Consider the following 15,907-nt stretch of genomic DNA (forward strand, 5'->3'; position numbering starts at 1 on the left):
GCTGCACCCATGACAAGCAGCACGGAGACCAGCGGCAGCGGCGACATCCGGCGCACCCTCGAACTGCTGTGGGACACCGGCAAGCGCCCCAGCCGCGGGCCCAAGCCGGGTCTCACGCTGGAGCGGATCGTGGAGGCGGCGATCCTGGTCGCGGACGCCGACGGCCTTGACGCGGTCTCGATGCGCCGGGTCGGCACCGAACTCGGCACCGGCGCGATGTCCCTCTACCGCTATGTCCCCGGCAAGGGTGAGCTGCTCGACCTGATGCTCGACCGGGTCCAGAGGCCGTCCGAGAACCCCGCCGACCTCGGCGACGGGAGCTGGCGCTCGGCCCTGGAGGCCCTGGGCCGGGCGACCCTCGCCCTCTACCGGCGCCACCCCTGGCTGCTCCAGGTCAACCAGTCCCGCCCGATCCTCGGCCCGAGCGCGCTCGACGGCATGGAGAAGATGCTCTCGCGCATCAAGCCGATGGGCCTGTCCGATCCGGAGCTGGTCTCGGCGATCGTGATGATCGACGGATACGTCGTCGGGGCCGCCCGCACGCAGGTGTACCAGGAGGAGGCGGAGCGCAGGACCGGTCTGACCGACGCCGAGTTCTGGCAGGCCCACATCCCCGTCTTCGAGAAGGTCATGGCCGACGGCAACCACCCCTTCCTCGCCTCCCTCAGCGAGGACGCCTTCGGTACCGAATTCGACCACTTCGAGTTCGGGCTGCAGCGGATCCTCGACGGGCTCGAAACGTTCGTCTCCCGGCGCGCCAAAGGGTGACAAACCGAGCGATCAGTGCCTGTATGGAGGCATGAGTACTCCGAGTACGAGCCCCGAACTCACCCGTTTCGTCAAGCAATGGGCCGTCCTCCTCACCAGCCACAAGAAGGACGGCACAGGCGTCGGCACCCCCGTCAACATCGCCGTGGAGGGGGACCACGCGTACTTCCGCACCCCGGGCAGCGCCTGGAAGGCCAAGCGCCTGCGCAACAACCCCGAGGTGGAGATCGCCCCCTCCACCGTCCGCGGCGCCCCGACAGGACCCGAGATCCACGCCCGGACGCGGCTGCTGGACCTCGGCAGCCCGGAGGACAAGCACGCGGCCCAGCTGTTGCGGAAGAAGTACCCCTTCGCACATGGGGTGTTCGTGCCGCTGGCCCACAAGGTGATGCGGACGCCGACGCTGCACTACGAGGTGCGGCCGGTGGAGGAGGAGAAGAAGACCGAAGACTGACCTTCGGCTACGACCGCCGCAGCAGCCGCTTGAACCCGATGACGACGGCAAGACCGATGGCGAGGGCCAGGGCGCCGACTTTGTAGCCGTTGCTGTCGCCATCGCCGCCCTGTGCCGAACTCCCGCTCCCGGACGGCGACTTGGATGCCTCGCCGGCGTCCCCGGGGGCATCCTCGGCCACGACCGAACTCCCGGCCCCTTCGCTGCCGAGCATGAGCTTGGTCCCGTCGGTGGAGTAGCTGACGGACTCCCCCTGCCCGAGGGGCACACTGATCCGCCCCAGCTTCTTGATCTTCCCGTCGTTCCAGTCGTACGAGATCCCGCCGAAGTAGCCGCGTACGGCGAGCTGCGTGCCGTCCGGGGAGAAGGCGGCGTCGGTGGCCCACAGGTCGACGGGGACGACGGGCTTGAAGACGTTGGTCCCGGAGGCGGAGAGCTTGGCGGGCCCCTCGTACAGGTGCCCGCCGTCCTCCTGCTTGTCGATGATGTAGACCCGCCCGGTCTTGGGGTGCACGATCAGCGACTCGGCGTCGCGGGGTCCGTCGGAGTACTTGACCACGTACTGCGTGGTGCGGATCGTCTGGTCCTTGAGCTCCTTGGGCTCGGGCAGCTGGTAGACCCATACGTAGTCCCAGACGACGCCGTCGTTGTCGCCGATGTCACCGACGTAGATCTGGTTGTCCGGGCCGATCTGGATGGCCTCGACGTCGCGCGGGGTGCCCACTCCGGTCATGGTGATCGTCGCGACGGTCTCGCCGGTGCTGCTGTCGACGGCGTAGAGGTAGGCGCCGTTGTCCTGGTCGTTGTGCGTCCAGTAGATCCCGGGGTGCTGTCGGGAGGCGGCGAGGCCGCTGGACTCCGTGATGCGAGGGTCCTTGATCGTGAAGTCCTCGTCCCCGTCGGCGGCGAAGGCGGGCGCGGCGAACGCACCCACGAGAAGGACCCCGGCGAGAAACACGAGCGGTCGGCGCATGCCCCCAAGCCTGCCATCCCGGACAGGCGTTCACATCGGCCTTCGTGACCGGCCGGCCGACCGGTCACGAGGCGTGTCCAGCCTCACACCCGCACCGCCCATGCCATCCCTGCCGATCGTTCATGATGAGCGGATGCTCAGGTTCATGCCCGTCGGCGATTCCCAGACGATCGGAAGCGCGGGCGAACACACATGGCGTTACCGGATGTGGCAGCACCTGCGCGAGACGTACGCGGGCCCGTTCCGGATCGTCGGCCCGCGCGAGACGCTCTACGACAAGGCGACGGAGTCCCCCGACTCCTACGAGTACGCGGACCCGGACTTCCCCCGCGCCCACCTCGCGGGCTGGGGCGAGGGCTGGCTCCACATGACCCCGCTGATCGGCGAGGCGGTCCGCACGCAGCGCGCCGACATCCTGCTGGTCACCCTGGGCCTGATCGACCTGGGCTTCTACACGAACGCGGTGCAGACGGCCGACAACGCCCGGGCCTTCATCGCGGAGGCCCGCGCCGCGAACCCCCGCGTCCGCATGGTCGTGCTCCCGGTGATCCCGAACGTCCGCGCCGAGTCCGACGCCCCCTTCGCCACCGAGGTCACCGCGTTCAACGAACTCCTCGCCAAGACCGTCGCCGACCTCGACGAACCCCGCTCCCCCCTACTCCTGGCGTCGCCTCCGGCCTCGTACGACGTCCACCTCGACACGTACGACGGCACGCACCCGAACGAGAGCGGCGAGCACAGGATCGCGGAGGCCTTCGCGGAGGCGATGTACCAGGCCTGGGACCTGGGCGAGCCCTACTCCGCCTCCGCTTGAGGCAACTCAGCCCAGGTGGACCGGAGCCGCGCCTTCGGCGTGCTGCTGCTTCCCGGCTTTGACGGCGAACGCGGTGACGGCGAGGCCGGCCAGGAACATGCCGGCGGCGGCGACGAACGCCATGGTGTAGCCGTGGGTCACGGCCTCGCCCGCCCGGGCGGTCAGGGCGAAGTCCCTTGTGGCCAGGCCACGGTAGAGAGCGGTGGCCGCCTCGGGCAGCTTGTCGTTCGCGGCCGATGTGGAGATCGTCGACAGGACGGCGAGGCCGAGGGCGCCGCCGATCTGCTGGGCGGTGTTGAGCAGCGCGGAGGCGATCCCGGTGTCCTCGTGGGAGACACCGCTGACCGCGCCGAGCGTCATCGGCACGAAGCTCGCGCCGAGGCCCAGCGCCGTGACGAACATGGCGGGCATCAGATGTGCGGCGTACGAGGAGTCCGGTTCCAGGGTCGCGAACCAGCACATGCCCACGGCCGCGACCAGCAGCCCGGGCCCGGCGATGACCCGCGGGGCGAACCGGGCGACCAGCTTGGAGCTGAGACCCGCGGCCGCCGCCATCCCGAAACTGAACGGCAGATAGGCGAAGCCGGTCCTCACCGGGCTGTAGCCGAGGATCAGCTGCATGTACAGCGTCAGGAAGTAGAAGGTGGCGAACATGCCCGCGCCGATGAACAGCATCGTGGCGTAACTCCCCCACCGGCTGCGGTCCTTGAACAGCCGCAGCGGCATCATCGGGTGCGTGGTCCGGGCCTGGACCACCAGGAAGACCGCGAGCAGTACGGCCGCCGCGCCGAAGGAGACCAGCGTGAGGCCGCCCGTCCAGCCGTGCTCGCCGCCCCGCGTGATGCCGTAGACCAGGGCGATCAGCCCACCGGTGCCGGTGATCGCGCCGGGCACGTCCAGCCGTCCCGCGTGCCGCTCGGCCTCGACGAGGGTCCGCGTCCCGGCCAACACGGCAAGCCCGATGGGAATGTTGACGAAGAACACCCACCGCCAGTCCAGGAGGTCGGTGAGTACGCCGCCCATCAGCAGCCCGACCGTGGCACCGATGCCGGCCATCCCGGCGTACACGCCCATCGCCGTGTTGCGCGGTTTGCCCGCCGGGAACGTGGTGGTGATCAGCGCCAGGGCACTGGGCGCGGCCAGCGCCGCCCCCGCACCCTGCAGAATGCGCGCGCCGATCAACAGCCCCTCGTTGGGGGCCAGCCCGCCAAGGAGCGAGGCGAGCGTGAAGACGGCGATGCCCGCCTGGAACATCTTCCGGCGCCCGAAGAGGTCTCCCGCCTTGCCGCCGAGCAGGAGGAGTCCGCCGAAGGCCAGCGCGTACGAGTTGACGATCCACGCCAGGTTGGAGTCGGAGACGCCCAGGTCGGTCTGGATGGCGGGCAGGGCGATGTTGGTGATCGTGGCGTCGAGGACCACCATCAGCTGGGCCGCGGCGATCACCACCAGGGCGAGTCCGAGATGCGGTCCACCGGACACGCGACCGGGGCCGGAGGCATCCGGCCCCGCGGGGGCGACGACAGCGGTGCTGTCAGCAGACATGGGAGTACTCCAAAGGCGGGCGGGAAACCCAGAGGCGGATTGAAAGCATTTCCCCGGAGAACGGAAAAGACCCGAAGAGTCAACTTCCATTGCGCGAGAGAAACAGGGCGAACGGAATCGATCCGGCGAGACGGAACGCCCATGGTGCAATCCGAGGTTCGGCGCCGATACGGCGCAACGGGGCTCGGGACGAAGCTCGACCCTACCAGCCATTTTCGCCCGGGCGGCCACACAAGGGGCACCTCACCGGTGTGGCAATTATCGCGCTTGACGAACGCCTCTGGACTGTGAGCACACACCCCGAGAGACATCGGGATCCGTTTTTGATCCGGTTTGATTTCCCGCCCGAAGTGTGATCTCAAGGGAATTGGAGGGGTGCGGAATATTCTTGCCCACACCTTCCCGGAAAACGCAAAACAAAGCGGGCGGCCACGAGCCCTCTCGGGTGTGGCCGCCCGCTCAGGACATCACCAGGCGAACGCTTCCGGGGACGGTCCGGGACCCGGGAAGATCTCGTCGAGGCCGGCCAGCAGTTCGTCGCTCAGCTCCAGCTCGAGGGCGCGCAGTGCGGAGTCGAGCTGTTCGGCCGTGCGCGGACCGACGATCGGTCCTGTGACGCCGGGCCGGGTCAGCAGCCAGGCCAGGGCCGCCTCGCCGGGCTCGATCCCGTGTTTGCCGAGCAGGTCCTCGTACGCCTGGATCTGCGCGCGTGCGGAGGGGTCGGCGAGGGTGTCGGCGGCCCGGCCGCTCGCCCGGCGCCCGCCCGTGACCTCCTTCTTGATGACCCCGCCGAGCAGCCCGCCCTGCAGCGGCGACCAGGGGATGACCCCGAGCCCGTACTCCTGGGCCGCCGGGATCACCTCCATCTCGGCGCGCCGCTCGGCGAGGTTGTACAGGCACTGCTCGCTGACGAGTCCGATGGTGCCGCCGCGCCGGGCGGCGATCTCGTTGGCCTGGGCGATCTTGTAGCCGGGGAAGTTGGAGGACCCGACGTAGAGGATCTTCCCCTGCTGCACGAGCACGTCGATGGCCTGCCAGATCTCCTCGAAAGGAGTGCGGCGGTCGACGTGGTGGAACTGGTAGACGTCGATGTAGTCCGTCTGCAGCCGCTTCAGGCTGGCGTCGACGGCGCGCCGGATGTTGAGGGCGGAGAGCAGGTCGTGATTGGGCCAGGCCTCGCCCTCGGGGCCCATGTTCCCGTACATCTTGGTGGCGAGAACGACCTTGTCGCGGCGGTCGCCGCCCTTCGCGAACCAATTGCCGATGATGCTCTCGGTACGGCCCTTGTTCTCGCCCCAGCCATACACATTGGCCGTGTCGAAGAAATTGAGTCCCGCGTCCAGCGCGGCGTCCATGATGGCGTGACTGTCGGCCTCGTCGGTCTGCGGTCCGAAGTTCATGGTCCCCAGGACCAGCCGGCTGACCTTGAGTCCCGTGCGTCCGAGCTGCGTGTACTTCATGAGTCCCCAGCCAACGCCTTCGAGTCCGCTCGAAGCAAGGGTTCCGCTCGGCGCTTCATCCGCCTGTCGCACCGGGGAGCGGGCTCTCGCCACCTCACCGGGCCCTCGGCGATGCGTGGACGGTGCATGATCCCGGCATTTATGCATTTTGCCGATCATTATCCTTCATGGCCCATTTCCCCAATTCCAGCACAGCCAAATACCTCAGAACGGAGCGGATTGGACACCTTGAAAACAGATTGACGGCGGGCGAACTTGTGGTTAAGTTGTGGACGATCTTTGTTAACTCAGTGCTCGCGGGGGGCGCGGCTTTCGGCATGGAAATGCCGCACCCGAAAGGAGGGTGCGGTGAATTTCCGCGCTCGTAGTCTAGTTTTCGCCGGTCTCGCCGGACTCATCGGAATCCTGGGGGCGGCAGTAGGAATTCCGATGGCCGTCGCCGACGATTCCGCGGTCACCGCGGCCGACACACCGCCCGTCGCGGTGGAGCAGTTCGCCTATCCCGGCGCGGCAGGCATCCTCGCGTCCGACGGCATCCTGCTGAAGAAGGGCGACGGCCACATCGTGCTCGTCACCTGCGACGGCTCGGCCGACCAGATCAGGGTCTACACCGTGGCGGACAGCACCGCGGGCCGCAGGGGCGACTACTGCTTCAAGGCCACCGCCGCGTCCGGTTACCTCACGCTCGAACTGCCCCGGGTCTTCGCCCTGGAGACCGGTGACCACCCGATCAGCGCCGACCTCACCGCGAACGGCGCGACGACCACCGTCGCCGTCGCCGAGGGCGGCTTCGAGAGCGTCGGGGAGGGCACCGTGGGCGGCGCCCGCTCCGTCCTCGTCGAGATCCGTGTCACCGGCTGACCCGGCCGTGCCCAGCGTCAAGGAATCGAGAAACGTGACCTCCCTGCGTTCTTCCGCGGGCGCCGCGCTGGTGACGGCCGTCGCCACCGCCGGAGCCCTGCTCGCCGTCCCGGCCCACGCCGTCGCGGGCGACCCCGTGTCCGCCGGCTCCTACGCCTTCACCGCCAAGGTGTCCCTCGGCGCCGACGACACGGCCCGCGCCTGCAGCGGCGCCCTCGTCGCCTCCGACTGGATCCTCACCGCGGCGAGTTGCTTCGCCACCGACCCCGAGGTGCCCACCGTCGCCGCGGGCAAGCCCGCCCTGTCGGCCACCGCCACCGTCGCGGGCAAGACCAGCGCCGTGGTGCAGCTCGTGCCGCGGGCCGGCCGTGACCTGGTCCTTGCCCGCCTCGCGCGGCCCGTCACCGGGGTCACCCCCGTGACCGTCGCGTCCACCGCACCCACCGCGGGGGAGCAACTGCGAGCGGTCGGCTACGGCCGCACCGCCACCGACTGGGTGACGGACACCGCGCACACCACCGCCTTCGGCGTGGACGCCGTCGGCACCGACGACCTCACCGTCACCGGCCTGGACGGCGCACTGTGCCAGGGCGACACCGGCGGCCCCCTGCTGCGTGAGACGAGCGGCACCGCCCAGCTGGTCGGTGTCGGCAGCCGGTCCTGGCAGGGCGGTTGCCTGGGAGAGACGGAGACCCGCACCGGCGCGGTCGCCGCCCGCTCCGACGACCTGTCCGCCTGGGTGTCCGCCACCACCGGCGCGGCGCCCGTGAGCGACTTCAACTGCGACGGCACCGAGGACATCGCCGTCTCCGATCCCGAGGGCACCGTCGGCGGGGTCGCCAAGGCGGGTCTGGTGCGGATCGTGTACGGCGGCGGCAAGGGCACCGCCGAGATCAACCAGGCCCTCGACTGGGTCTCCGGCTCCGCCGAGGCGAGCGACGGGTTCGGCGAGGCCATCGACACCGTCGACTACGACCAGGACGGCTGCACCGATCTGGTCGTCGGCACCCCCGCCGAGGACCTCGGCACCGCCACCGACGCGGGCATGGCCGACATCCTGCACGGGGCCCCGGGCGGCCTCGGCACGGGGACGACGAAGGACACCCACTTCGAGCAGGCCGCCGGCACCGGTTCCCTGGGCGCGTCCGCCAACGAGAGCGGCGACCGTCTGGGCCACGCCGTCACCGCCGGCACCACCGTCGCGGGCGAACCGTTCGTGGTGTTCGGCGCGCCCGGCGAGGCCATCGGCTCCGTCGCCAAGGCGGGCCAGGTCTTCTACGTGCACGGCACCACCAATGTCTCCATCAGCCAGGACAGCACGGACGTGCCGGGCGCGGTGGAGGCGAACGACGGCTTCGGCAGTGTCCTCGCGGCCGACGCCAACCACGTCGCCGTCGGCGCCCCCGACGAGACCATCGGCACCGACGCGGACGCCGGCAACCTGGCGGTCTTCAACCCCAACACGCTGAACTCCGAGAGCAGGCCCACCCCGCTGTTCGGCCTCGACCAGGATCTGGACACGGTCTCCGGCGGCGCCGAGGCCGGCGACCTGTTCGGCACCTCCCTGGCGCTGGTGCCCTACCGCACCTCGGGCGCGGCAGCCGCCACGGACTCGATCCTCGTGGTCGGCTCACCGGGTGAGGACCTGATCGTCGACGAGGTCAACAAGGTCGACACGGGCACCGTTCTCACCTTCCACGTGGCCGCCGCGGGCACCTACAGCCAGCTCAACTCGTACACGACGGGCAGCGGTGAGGACGACGTGTCCGGCACCGCGGAGGCCGGCGACCTGCTCGGCTCGGCCGTGACCGCCGTGAACACCGCGCCGCGCGCGGTGAGCACCGCGGCGACGATGAGGCTCGCGGTCGGTTCCCCGGGCGAGGCCATCGGTACGGTGGCGAACGCGGGCGCGATCAGCACCTTCTCGCTCCTGGGCACGCCCGGTGCGAGCGACCGCTGGATCGAGGCGGGCGACGGCGACGGCATCCCCGGCACCCCGGGCGCCAACCAGTACCTGGGCAGGAGCATCCACTTCACCGGCACCAGCCTGTACGTCGGTCTGCCCTACGGTCCGTCCGTCTACGGCTCGCTGTACGCCCTGCCGCTGTCCAACGTGACGGCCGGTGGCACGGTCGCCGCGGTCACGACGTACCAGCCGGGCGCGGGCGGTCTCCCGGCCGCGGACGTCAGCTTCGGATACGCGGCGCGGTAGGCCTGTTCCGCCGTACCGCAGGTGTGGGCGGCGGGCACCCCCGGGAGACCGCGGGGCGCCCGCCGCCCGCCACCACCGACCGTCACAGGACCGAAAGGAGAACTGCGGTTCATTTCCAGGTCGCGTAATGCCACAATGTCCAGGTGAATTCCGAATTCTATCCGGACCTGATCGAAGCCGGTGGCCTGGCCGCCGCGCTGGAGCGATCGGCAGCCGACCTCGGTGTCCCTCTCATTCTCGTTCCTGGCCGAAATGAAATTCCCGATTCGGTCGGTATCGCCACCACGGCCCCCGGCCGGCTCCCGCTCCTGGTGTTCCCGGACGCCGACGCCCGTGGCTTCCACGTCATCGGCCGGGCAAGGGAGGTCGACATCGTCACCGGGCAGGTGCCGGAGCTCCGGGACGTGGTCGAGGCGGGTGCGCTCTGGGCGGCGGGCACGCCCGTGCCTCGGATGCGTGAGGCGCTGCCCTCCCTCCTGTACGACGCGATCGCCGAGGCCCACGAGCGGGGACCCGCCGCGGCGGTCGAGGCGCAGTGGGACCGGCTGAAGGAGCTGGCTGCCGACACCCCGAGCTTCCCCGAGTTCGGCCTGCTCCTTGAGGCGGCGCACGCGGAACCCCGACTGCGGCAGCTCTTCCCCTTCACCAGCCACTGGACGGTCGCCTTCAGCTCCTGCACCGGGCGCCGCTACCGGACCGAGGTCGCGATCAGCCCGCAGTACGGCGGCGGACGGTACATCGTCCTGCGGCACACGAACACCGGACTGCTCGGCGAGACCCCCACCGTGGAAGAGGCGGTGGCGCTCGCCCTGGCGAACCTCCCGGACTCCGTCGGTCCGGCCGTCGCGGGGCACCCCGACGGGTCCGACTGACCGTACGAATGTCGACCCCTGAACGGGATGGCCCGGTAAATTCTCCGCAATACCCTTTTCCGGGATGACGGGATGACGGGATGGCTGGGCAAGGAATTGACTTCCCAATTCCACTCCCTTTTCCATGGCCATCCAGTTATGCTCTCCGGTGGCAATGTCCGGCGTTCGATAAAAGGGTCGCAGCCTGGTACGGCTGATTTCCCGGGGTAAAAGGAGCGGTCGGTCGTCGGTCGACGACGTCCGCGGCTGCCGGACGGAGCCGACCCGTTCCGCCGCACGCAGCCTCCGGTCCTCGCGAAGTCCGGCCGGCCGCGCGGCCCTTCGACGAACCGAGGACATCCATGAGAGGAAAGCCACCCGGGCGCTCCGGGAAACGCGGAAGCGCCCGCAGACGCACAGCGAGCTCCCTGGCCCTGGCCGTGCTGGCCGGCCTGCTCGCCACGTACCCGGCCGCCGCCGACGACACGGCCGACGACACCGTCGTACCGATATCCCGCACCCTCCGTCAGCAGGCGGTGGACCTCTGGGCGTCCGGGGGCACCGAGGTGCGGTCGACCGCCGAGGCCGCGCTGGTCGGCAGCGCAGACGACATCGCAGCCTTCCTCACGACCTACGGGGACCAGCAGCTACAGGACTACCGCGTCGAGGCCGCCCAACTGGCCGCCATCGGCGGGGAGAACACGCTCGCCGCCGTCCGCACCGCGCTGGCCGGCGACTCGGGCGACCTCGCCCTGTTCATGAAGTCGGGCTGGCAGGAGCCCTTGGAACAGGACCAGCGGGTCCTGGTCGCCCGGGCGATCGACGCGGGCGGCCCCGAGGTCCAGGAGCGCGGCCGGGCGGCACTCGCCGGCACCGCCGAGGACATCCAGACGTTCCTGAGCACCGGGATGACGGAGGCCCAGGAGCAGGACGACCGGGTTCTGCTGGCCCAGATCATCGCCGCAGGCGGCACCAATGTGCGGGCCGCCGGGCGGCTCGCACTGAGCGGAACCATCGACGACGTACGGGAGTTCCTGGACGTCGGACAGTTCGTCGCCCGCAACCGCGACCAGGAGTACGCGAGCATCGCGGAGCTCGCGGACCAGGCGGAGCGGGCCGGAAAGCTCGCCGCGGAGGAGACCGCGAAGGCCGAGGACGCCTCCGCGGAGGCCGTCGAGGCAGCCGCGCAGGCCAAGAAGGCCGCGCAGGAGGCGGCCGCGGAGGCCGAGGCCACGCAGCAGGACTCCGCCGACGCGGCACGCGCCGCGAACCGGGCGGCGAGCGCCGCGTCCGGGGCGGCGAAGGCCGCGCAGCGGGCCATCTCCGCGGCCAACTCCGCCGAGCAGTCCGCGCGGACCGCGGCGGCGGCAGCGGCCCAGGCGGCGGCAGCGGCGGTCAACGCCGCCAACGCGGCCTCCGACGCGCGCAACTCGGCCGCCGCCGCTGCGACCGACGCGGCCAACGCGGACGCGGCCAGGAAGGCAGCCACCAAGGCCAGTGACGCGGCCAAGGGAGCCGACCGGGCGGCGGACGCCGCCGACCAGGCGGTGAAGGCCGCCACCGCCGCCGGTGACGCCGCCAGGTCCGCCGCCGGCGCGGGCACCAACGCCGCCGCCGCGGCCGACGCGGCGGTACTGGCCAGCCAGTACGCCGGCGCGGGCAGCTCCGCCGCGGCGAACGCCCGGGCCGCCGCGGCCTCGGCACACCGGCAGGCCGCGGAGGCCAACCGGGCCGCAGGCCAGGCCGAATCACTGGCCCGCAAGGCAGCCACGGCGGCCGGGGATGCCCGGGACTCCGCACGGTCGGCCGCCGTACACGCCAGGAACGCGGCGACGGCCGCGCTGGAGGCCGCCGACAGCGCGGGCGACGCGGCCACCGCAGCCGCGAAGTCCACCGCCCACGCCAACGCGGCGACCGAAGCGGCGAACGCCGCCACGCAGGCCGCCGAGCAGGCCCAGACCGTCTACACGCTGGCCCGCGAGGTCGAGGCGGCAGAACTGCTCGGCCGCACCAACGCGGGCATCGAGAACGCCCGCGACCTCAAGGCCCAGGAGACGGCCGCGGCGCAGCAGCGCGAGCAGGACGCCGCCGAGACCGCCGAACGGCAGGCCACCGCCGAGGAGTTGGCGCAGCAGGCCCAGTCCGGCACCGACGACGAGGAGATCGCCGCGCAGGGCCGCAAGCTCGCCCTGCTCGACACGCAGGACGGCAAGCCCTGGCTGCGCGCCGCCGCCCAGGAGGCACTGGGCGACGACACCGCCGGAGTCGTCGCCTATGTGCGCACCGGCCGCACCGAGGCCCAGCAGCAGGACGACCGCGCGGACGTGGAACGCCTCGCCGAGGAGAGCTCCGTCAAGGAGGTCCGCGACGCGGCCGAGACGGCACTCGACGGCGTCGCGGCCACGGTCGGCGCGTTCCTGCGCGAGGGACAGTACGAGGCCGGCCGGGAGGCGTTCCGGATCGCTGTCGCCCAGGCGGCCGACACCGGAGGCCCGAACGTCCAGGACAAGGCGCGTGCCGCGCTGAGCGCCGGTACCACCGACGCCTACCGCACCTTCCTCACCAGCACCCTCGCCGAGGCCCAGGTCCAGGACGACCGGGTGACCGCCGCCCAGCTGGTCGACAGCGGTGACCCGGAGCTGAGCGCCGCCGCGCGCATCGCCCTGGAGGGTCCCGCGGACCTGCTGCACCGGTTCGTGGTGTCCGGGCGGTACACCGCCCAGCGCCAGGACCTCCTGTCGCTGACCCACCAGTTGCAGGTCCAGCAGCTCGTGTCCGAAGCCGCCCAGGTGGGCGCGAAGGCACAGGAGGACGCCGCCGAGGCCCAGGCCACCGCGGCAACGGCCCGCAAGGAGTCGGAGAAGGCCCAGCAGTGGGCGGCGGCGGCGAAGGCGTCCGCCGACGACGCGGCCGACTACTCCACCCAGGCCGACCAGTACGCCGATGACGCCGAGGCCTCCGCGCAGCAGGCCGCGGAGTCGGCGAAGACGGCGCGGGCCGCGGCGAACAGGGCGGACACGGCCGCTCAGAACGCCGCCAGGTCCGCCAGCGACGCGACCGTGTCCGCGGAACTCGCCCAGAACTCCGCGTCCTCCGCGTGGGCCTCGGCCACGGCGGCCCAGACCTCGGCGGAGCGGGCCGGCAAGAGCGCCGCGGAAGCGGCCCAGGCCGCGACCGAGGCGTTCGTGGTCACCATCCAGAAGTACCGCGAGGAGGAGGAAGCCCGCCGCCGCGCGGCCGTCGCCGCGAAGGAGGCCCAGGAGAAGGAGGGCCTCACGCCCGCCGAGCTCTACCGGTGCGGGATCCTCGGCTGCGAGGCGGTCGAGAACCCCGGGCGGTGGTGCCAGCACAACGAGGTCTACTGCGACATCCTCTCCCAGGGGCCCGCCCTCGAGGCGAGCATGAAGCAGCTCAACGAGTTCGTCCAGGCCGTCACCGGCCTCACCCAGCTGGAGAACTGCGCCCAGAAGGGCGATCTCGAAGCGTGCTGGGAACTGGGCCGCGACATGGTGATGAACTCCAAGTTCCGCATGGTGGGCATCGCGTACAAGTCGCTACTGGCGCTGCAGCGCGGCTGCACCCAGTGCTTCCTGCCCGGCACCCGCGTCCTCATGGCGGACGGCGGCAGCCTGCCGATCGAGAAGGTCCGGGCGGGCGACCTGGTCCGGGCCACCGACCCGGTCACCGGCGAGACCGCGGCCCGGCGGGTCACGCAGCAGATCGTCACCCCGGACGACGACAAACACCTCGCCGCCCTGACCATCCGAGGGCCGACCGGTGAGCGCGCCGACCTCTCGGCCACCTACGAGCACCCCTTCTGGAGCACCAGCCTCCGGTCCTGGGTGCCCGCGGAAGACCTGCGGCCGGGCGACACCCTGCGCACGGACAGCGGCGAAACCGCCACGGTGCTCGCCAACCGCGCCTACACCCGTACGACCGTCACCTACAGCCTCACCGTCGCGGGACTGCACTCCTTCTACGTCCTGGCCGGAGACACCCCGGTCCTCGTCCACAACTCCGAGTGCAAGGTCCTGGTCCTTGCGGTGCGCGAGCACGCCGCGGACGAGACCACCCGCCTCAACGGGTACAACTTCATGGATCCCAAGTTGGACGAGGTGCAGGCCTATCTGCCCGACGGCACACCGATGACCGGGTGGATGGCCGGAGTCACCGACGTGATGCGGAACAACGGCAAGATCGCCGTGAGCCTGAAGGGCTTCACCGGCACCACGTATCAACAGAGGTTCGACCTCGCCGTGGCGAACGGACAACCGGGCAAGCCCTGGCATTCCACGGAATGGGAGATGGCCCAGATCGCGAAGTACCACGGCAGAGGCGATCTGGAGTGGGGCAACGTGACCTTCTACGGCGACGACGGCCTAAAGGTGGACATCGATCCGCCCAACTGAGCACGTCAGGGCAGCGCCCCGACCAGGGGCGCTGCCCTACCCGCCGACCGCGGCAGCCACCGCGACGACGAGGAACATCAGCACAAGCACACCGGCCATGATCCGGTTCCGGGTTTTCGGGTCCACGCCTTGAGCCTAACCGGCCGGGCCGAGGGGCCGGCGGGCGACCACCTCGTAACGCGGCTGCTCGCCCGGGACGCCCGACTTCGGCAGGTTGCTGCGGACGAGGCACAGCTCCCCCACCGTCCACGCCCGCCCGGCGAAGGCGTCCAGGCCGGTGACGTACGCCTCGAAGTCGGCGTCGGCGCGGCTGCGGGCCAGCGTGAGGTGGGGCCGGTAGCGGCGGTTCTCCATCGGGATGCCCGCCTTCCTGGCCGCCGCCTCCGCCCGGTCGGCGAGCAGCCGCAGGACGGGGACGTCACCCGACACCCCCGCCCACAGCGCCCGTCCGCCGAAGTGGCCACCGCCGCGCAGAGCGAGGGCGAACGGGTCCGTACGGTGGGCCGCGCGGGCCAGCCTCTCCGAGAGGTCGGGCACGACGTCCTCGTCGACCTCGCCGTAGAACGCGAGCGTGACGTGCCACCCCGGGCGGCCGCTCCAGCGCAGCGCATCCGCCCCCGGCAGCCCGTGCAACTCGTCCACCACCGAGCCGAGTTCACTCACCACGTCCTCGGGTGGCAGCACAGCCGCGAAGAGTCTCATGACGTCACCCTTCCAGGGAATGGATCATCCGGCGACCCTCCCGGACGATGGAGATACGCACGTCGACCTGGGGGACGTCCACATGCCGGTGCTCGGAATCCTGCTGCTGCTGGCCGGCTCGGTGGTGGCGACGGCGGCGGTGTTCGGCGTCGCCCGGGCGGTGCCGCTGGAGAAACGCAAGGCCAACAACGACGCGATGGGGTTCGTCTACGCGCAGGTCGGGGTGATCTACGCGGTCGTCCTCGCGATGGTCGTCGTCGGGGTGTGGGAGACCCGCTCGCAGGCGCACGAGAACACGTACACGGAGACCAACGCGCTGCTCCAGATCGCCTGGTACAGCCGTACGCTCCCGCAGCCCGACCGCGGCCGGCTCGGCGCTCTGGTCGAGGAGTACACCGGCAGGGTGATCGACGACGAGTGGCCGCTGATGGCCGTGCAGCGGGACGATCCGGTGGCCTGGCGGCAGTTCACCGAGATGCGGGAGACGATCAACACGCTGGAGCCGGGGACGAGCGCGGACGAGGTCCGCTACGGGGGCGCCCTCGACGCCGTGGCACAGCTCGGCGACGCGCGCCGCGAGCGGGTGAACGAGGCGGCCACCGCCGGAGTCCCCACCCTCCTGTGGATCGCCCTCCTGATGGGCGCCCTCGTCACCATCGGCTTCGTCTACCTCTTCGGGATGGAGAGCCTGCGCGCCCACGCGGGCGTGGTCTTCTCCCTCACCTTCACCGTGGGCGTCATGCTCCTCATCGTCTACGAGTTCAACTACCCGTTCAGCGGGGCGCTCAAGGTCGGCCCGACGGCGTTCCGACTGGCCCTGGAGCGCATACAGGTGGTCACCTGACCCGGCGCCACGCGCCG

General features: G+C 70.9%; 12 protein-coding genes. 8 read left to right on the forward strand and 4 right to left on the reverse strand.

What is annotated here, in order from left to right; all coding sequences use genetic code 11:
- The first annotated feature begins 9 nt into the window (after positions 1-9).
- Positions 10-768: a TetR/AcrR family transcriptional regulator gene (locus OG219_RS21655; RefSeq protein WP_266828917.1), complete on the forward strand. Its 759-nt coding sequence runs from the start codon at positions 10-12 to the stop codon at positions 766-768.
- A gap of 31 nt (positions 769-799) precedes the next feature.
- Complete coding sequence (locus OG219_RS21660) at positions 800-1,222, forward strand: PPOX class F420-dependent oxidoreductase (RefSeq protein WP_266828919.1); 423 nt, start codon at positions 800-802, stop codon at positions 1,220-1,222.
- 7 nt (positions 1,223-1,229) lie between these two features.
- On the opposite strand, the gene OG219_RS21665 is transcribed toward OG219_RS21660, so the two are convergent.
- Complete coding sequence (locus OG219_RS21665) at positions 1,230-2,195, reverse strand: WD40 repeat domain-containing protein (RefSeq protein ID WP_266828921.1); 966 nt, start codon at positions 2,193-2,195, stop codon at positions 1,230-1,232.
- A 133-nt stretch (positions 2,196-2,328) separates the two neighbouring features.
- Here OG219_RS21665 and OG219_RS21670 point away from each other — a divergent pair, with 133 nt between their 5' ends.
- The gene (locus tag OG219_RS21670) at positions 2,329-3,009 is read left to right on the forward strand and encodes an SGNH/GDSL hydrolase family protein (protein ID WP_266828923.1); all 681 of its coding nucleotides are present in this window, start codon (positions 2,329-2,331) and stop codon (positions 3,007-3,009) included.
- Positions 3,010-3,015: 6 nt separating this feature from the next.
- Here the strand turns inward: OG219_RS21670 and OG219_RS21675 are convergent, their stop codons facing one another.
- Both OG219_RS21675 and OG219_RS21680 read right to left on the reverse strand, forming a co-directional pair.
- Positions 3,016-4,551, reverse strand: a complete 1,536-nt coding sequence (locus OG219_RS21675) for an MFS transporter (RefSeq protein WP_266828925.1) — start codon at positions 4,549-4,551, stop codon at positions 3,016-3,018.
- 467 nt (positions 4,552-5,018) lie between these two features.
- Positions 5,019-6,011, reverse strand: a complete 993-nt coding sequence (locus OG219_RS21680) for an aldo/keto reductase (protein ID WP_266828927.1) — start codon at positions 6,009-6,011, stop codon at positions 5,019-5,021.
- Positions 6,012-6,440: 429 nt separating this feature from the next.
- On the opposite strand from OG219_RS21680, the gene OG219_RS21685 reads away from it, so the two are divergent.
- The 4 genes from OG219_RS21685 to OG219_RS21700 all read left to right on the forward strand — a co-directional run bounded on the left by OG219_RS21685 (position 6,441) and on the right by OG219_RS21700 (position 14,344).
- A complete protein-coding gene (locus tag OG219_RS21685) occupies positions 6,441-6,872 on the forward strand; it encodes a hypothetical protein (RefSeq protein WP_266828929.1) in 432 nt (143 codons plus the stop codon).
- Between the two features lie 34 nt (positions 6,873-6,906).
- Positions 6,907-9,084 carry a S1 family peptidase gene (locus tag OG219_RS21690; RefSeq protein ID WP_266828931.1) on the forward strand — a complete coding sequence of 726 codons (2,178 nt, stop codon included), beginning with the start codon at positions 6,907-6,909 and terminating at the stop codon, positions 9,082-9,084.
- 143 nt (positions 9,085-9,227) lie between these two features.
- The gene (locus tag OG219_RS21695) at positions 9,228-9,956 is read left to right on the forward strand and encodes a DUF6193 family natural product biosynthesis protein (RefSeq protein ID WP_266828933.1); all 729 of its coding nucleotides are present in this window, start codon (positions 9,228-9,230) and stop codon (positions 9,954-9,956) included.
- Between the two features lie 341 nt (positions 9,957-10,297).
- Positions 10,298-14,344 (forward strand): polymorphic toxin-type HINT domain-containing protein, encoded by a 4,047-nt coding sequence (locus tag OG219_RS21700; protein ID WP_266828935.1) that lies wholly within the window; start codon positions 10,298-10,300, stop codon positions 14,342-14,344.
- A gap of 135 nt (positions 14,345-14,479) precedes the next feature.
- Here OG219_RS21700 and thpR read toward each other — a convergent pair whose 3' ends face one another.
- The gene (gene thpR, locus OG219_RS21705) at positions 14,480-15,046 is read right to left on the reverse strand and encodes an RNA 2',3'-cyclic phosphodiesterase (RefSeq protein WP_266828937.1); all 567 of its coding nucleotides are present in this window, start codon (positions 15,044-15,046) and stop codon (positions 14,480-14,482) included.
- Between thpR and OG219_RS21710 the strand changes: the two genes are divergently transcribed.
- Positions 15,045-15,890 carry a DUF4239 domain-containing protein gene (locus OG219_RS21710; RefSeq protein WP_266828939.1) on the forward strand — a complete coding sequence of 282 codons (846 nt, stop codon included), beginning with the start codon at positions 15,045-15,047 and terminating at the stop codon, positions 15,888-15,890. The genes thpR and OG219_RS21710 overlap by 2 nt on opposite strands.
- The last annotated feature ends 17 nt before the right edge of the window (positions 15,891-15,907 follow it).

Origin of the sequence: Streptomyces sp. NBC_00038 (genome assembly GCF_026343635.1) — a bacterium.
Classification (GTDB): domain Bacteria; phylum Actinomycetota; class Actinomycetes; order Streptomycetales; family Streptomycetaceae; genus Streptomyces.

What these genes read in the sequence shown, in the direction of transcription:
- OG219_RS21680 (WP_266828927.1), bottom strand. Translation starts at nt 6,011, where the DNA reads ATGAAGTACACGCAGCTCGGACGCACGGGACTCAAGGTCAGCCGGCTG.
- OG219_RS21700 (WP_266828935.1), top strand. Translation starts at nt 10,298, where the DNA reads ATGAGAGGAAAGCCACCCGGGCGCTCCGGGAAACGCGGAAGCGCCCGC.
- OG219_RS21675 (WP_266828925.1), bottom strand. Translation starts at nt 4,551, where the DNA reads ATGTCTGCTGACAGCACCGCTGTCGTCGCCCCCGCGGGGCCGGATGCC.
- OG219_RS21710 (WP_266828939.1), top strand. Translation starts at nt 15,045, where the DNA reads ATGACGTCACCCTTCCAGGGAATGGATCATCCGGCGACCCTCCCGGAC.
- OG219_RS21670 (WP_266828923.1), top strand. Translation starts at nt 2,329, where the DNA reads ATGCTCAGGTTCATGCCCGTCGGCGATTCCCAGACGATCGGAAGCGCG.
- OG219_RS21685 (WP_266828929.1), top strand. Translation starts at nt 6,441, where the DNA reads ATGGCCGTCGCCGACGATTCCGCGGTCACCGCGGCCGACACACCGCCC.
- thpR (WP_266828937.1), bottom strand. Translation starts at nt 15,046, where the DNA reads ATGAGACTCTTCGCGGCTGTGCTGCCACCCGAGGACGTGGTGAGTGAA.
- OG219_RS21655 (WP_266828917.1), top strand. Translation starts at nt 10, where the DNA reads ATGACAAGCAGCACGGAGACCAGCGGCAGCGGCGACATCCGGCGCACC.
- OG219_RS21665 (WP_266828921.1), bottom strand. Translation starts at nt 2,195, where the DNA reads ATGCGCCGACCGCTCGTGTTTCTCGCCGGGGTCCTTCTCGTGGGTGCG.
- OG219_RS21660 (WP_266828919.1), top strand. Translation starts at nt 800, where the DNA reads ATGAGTACTCCGAGTACGAGCCCCGAACTCACCCGTTTCGTCAAGCAA.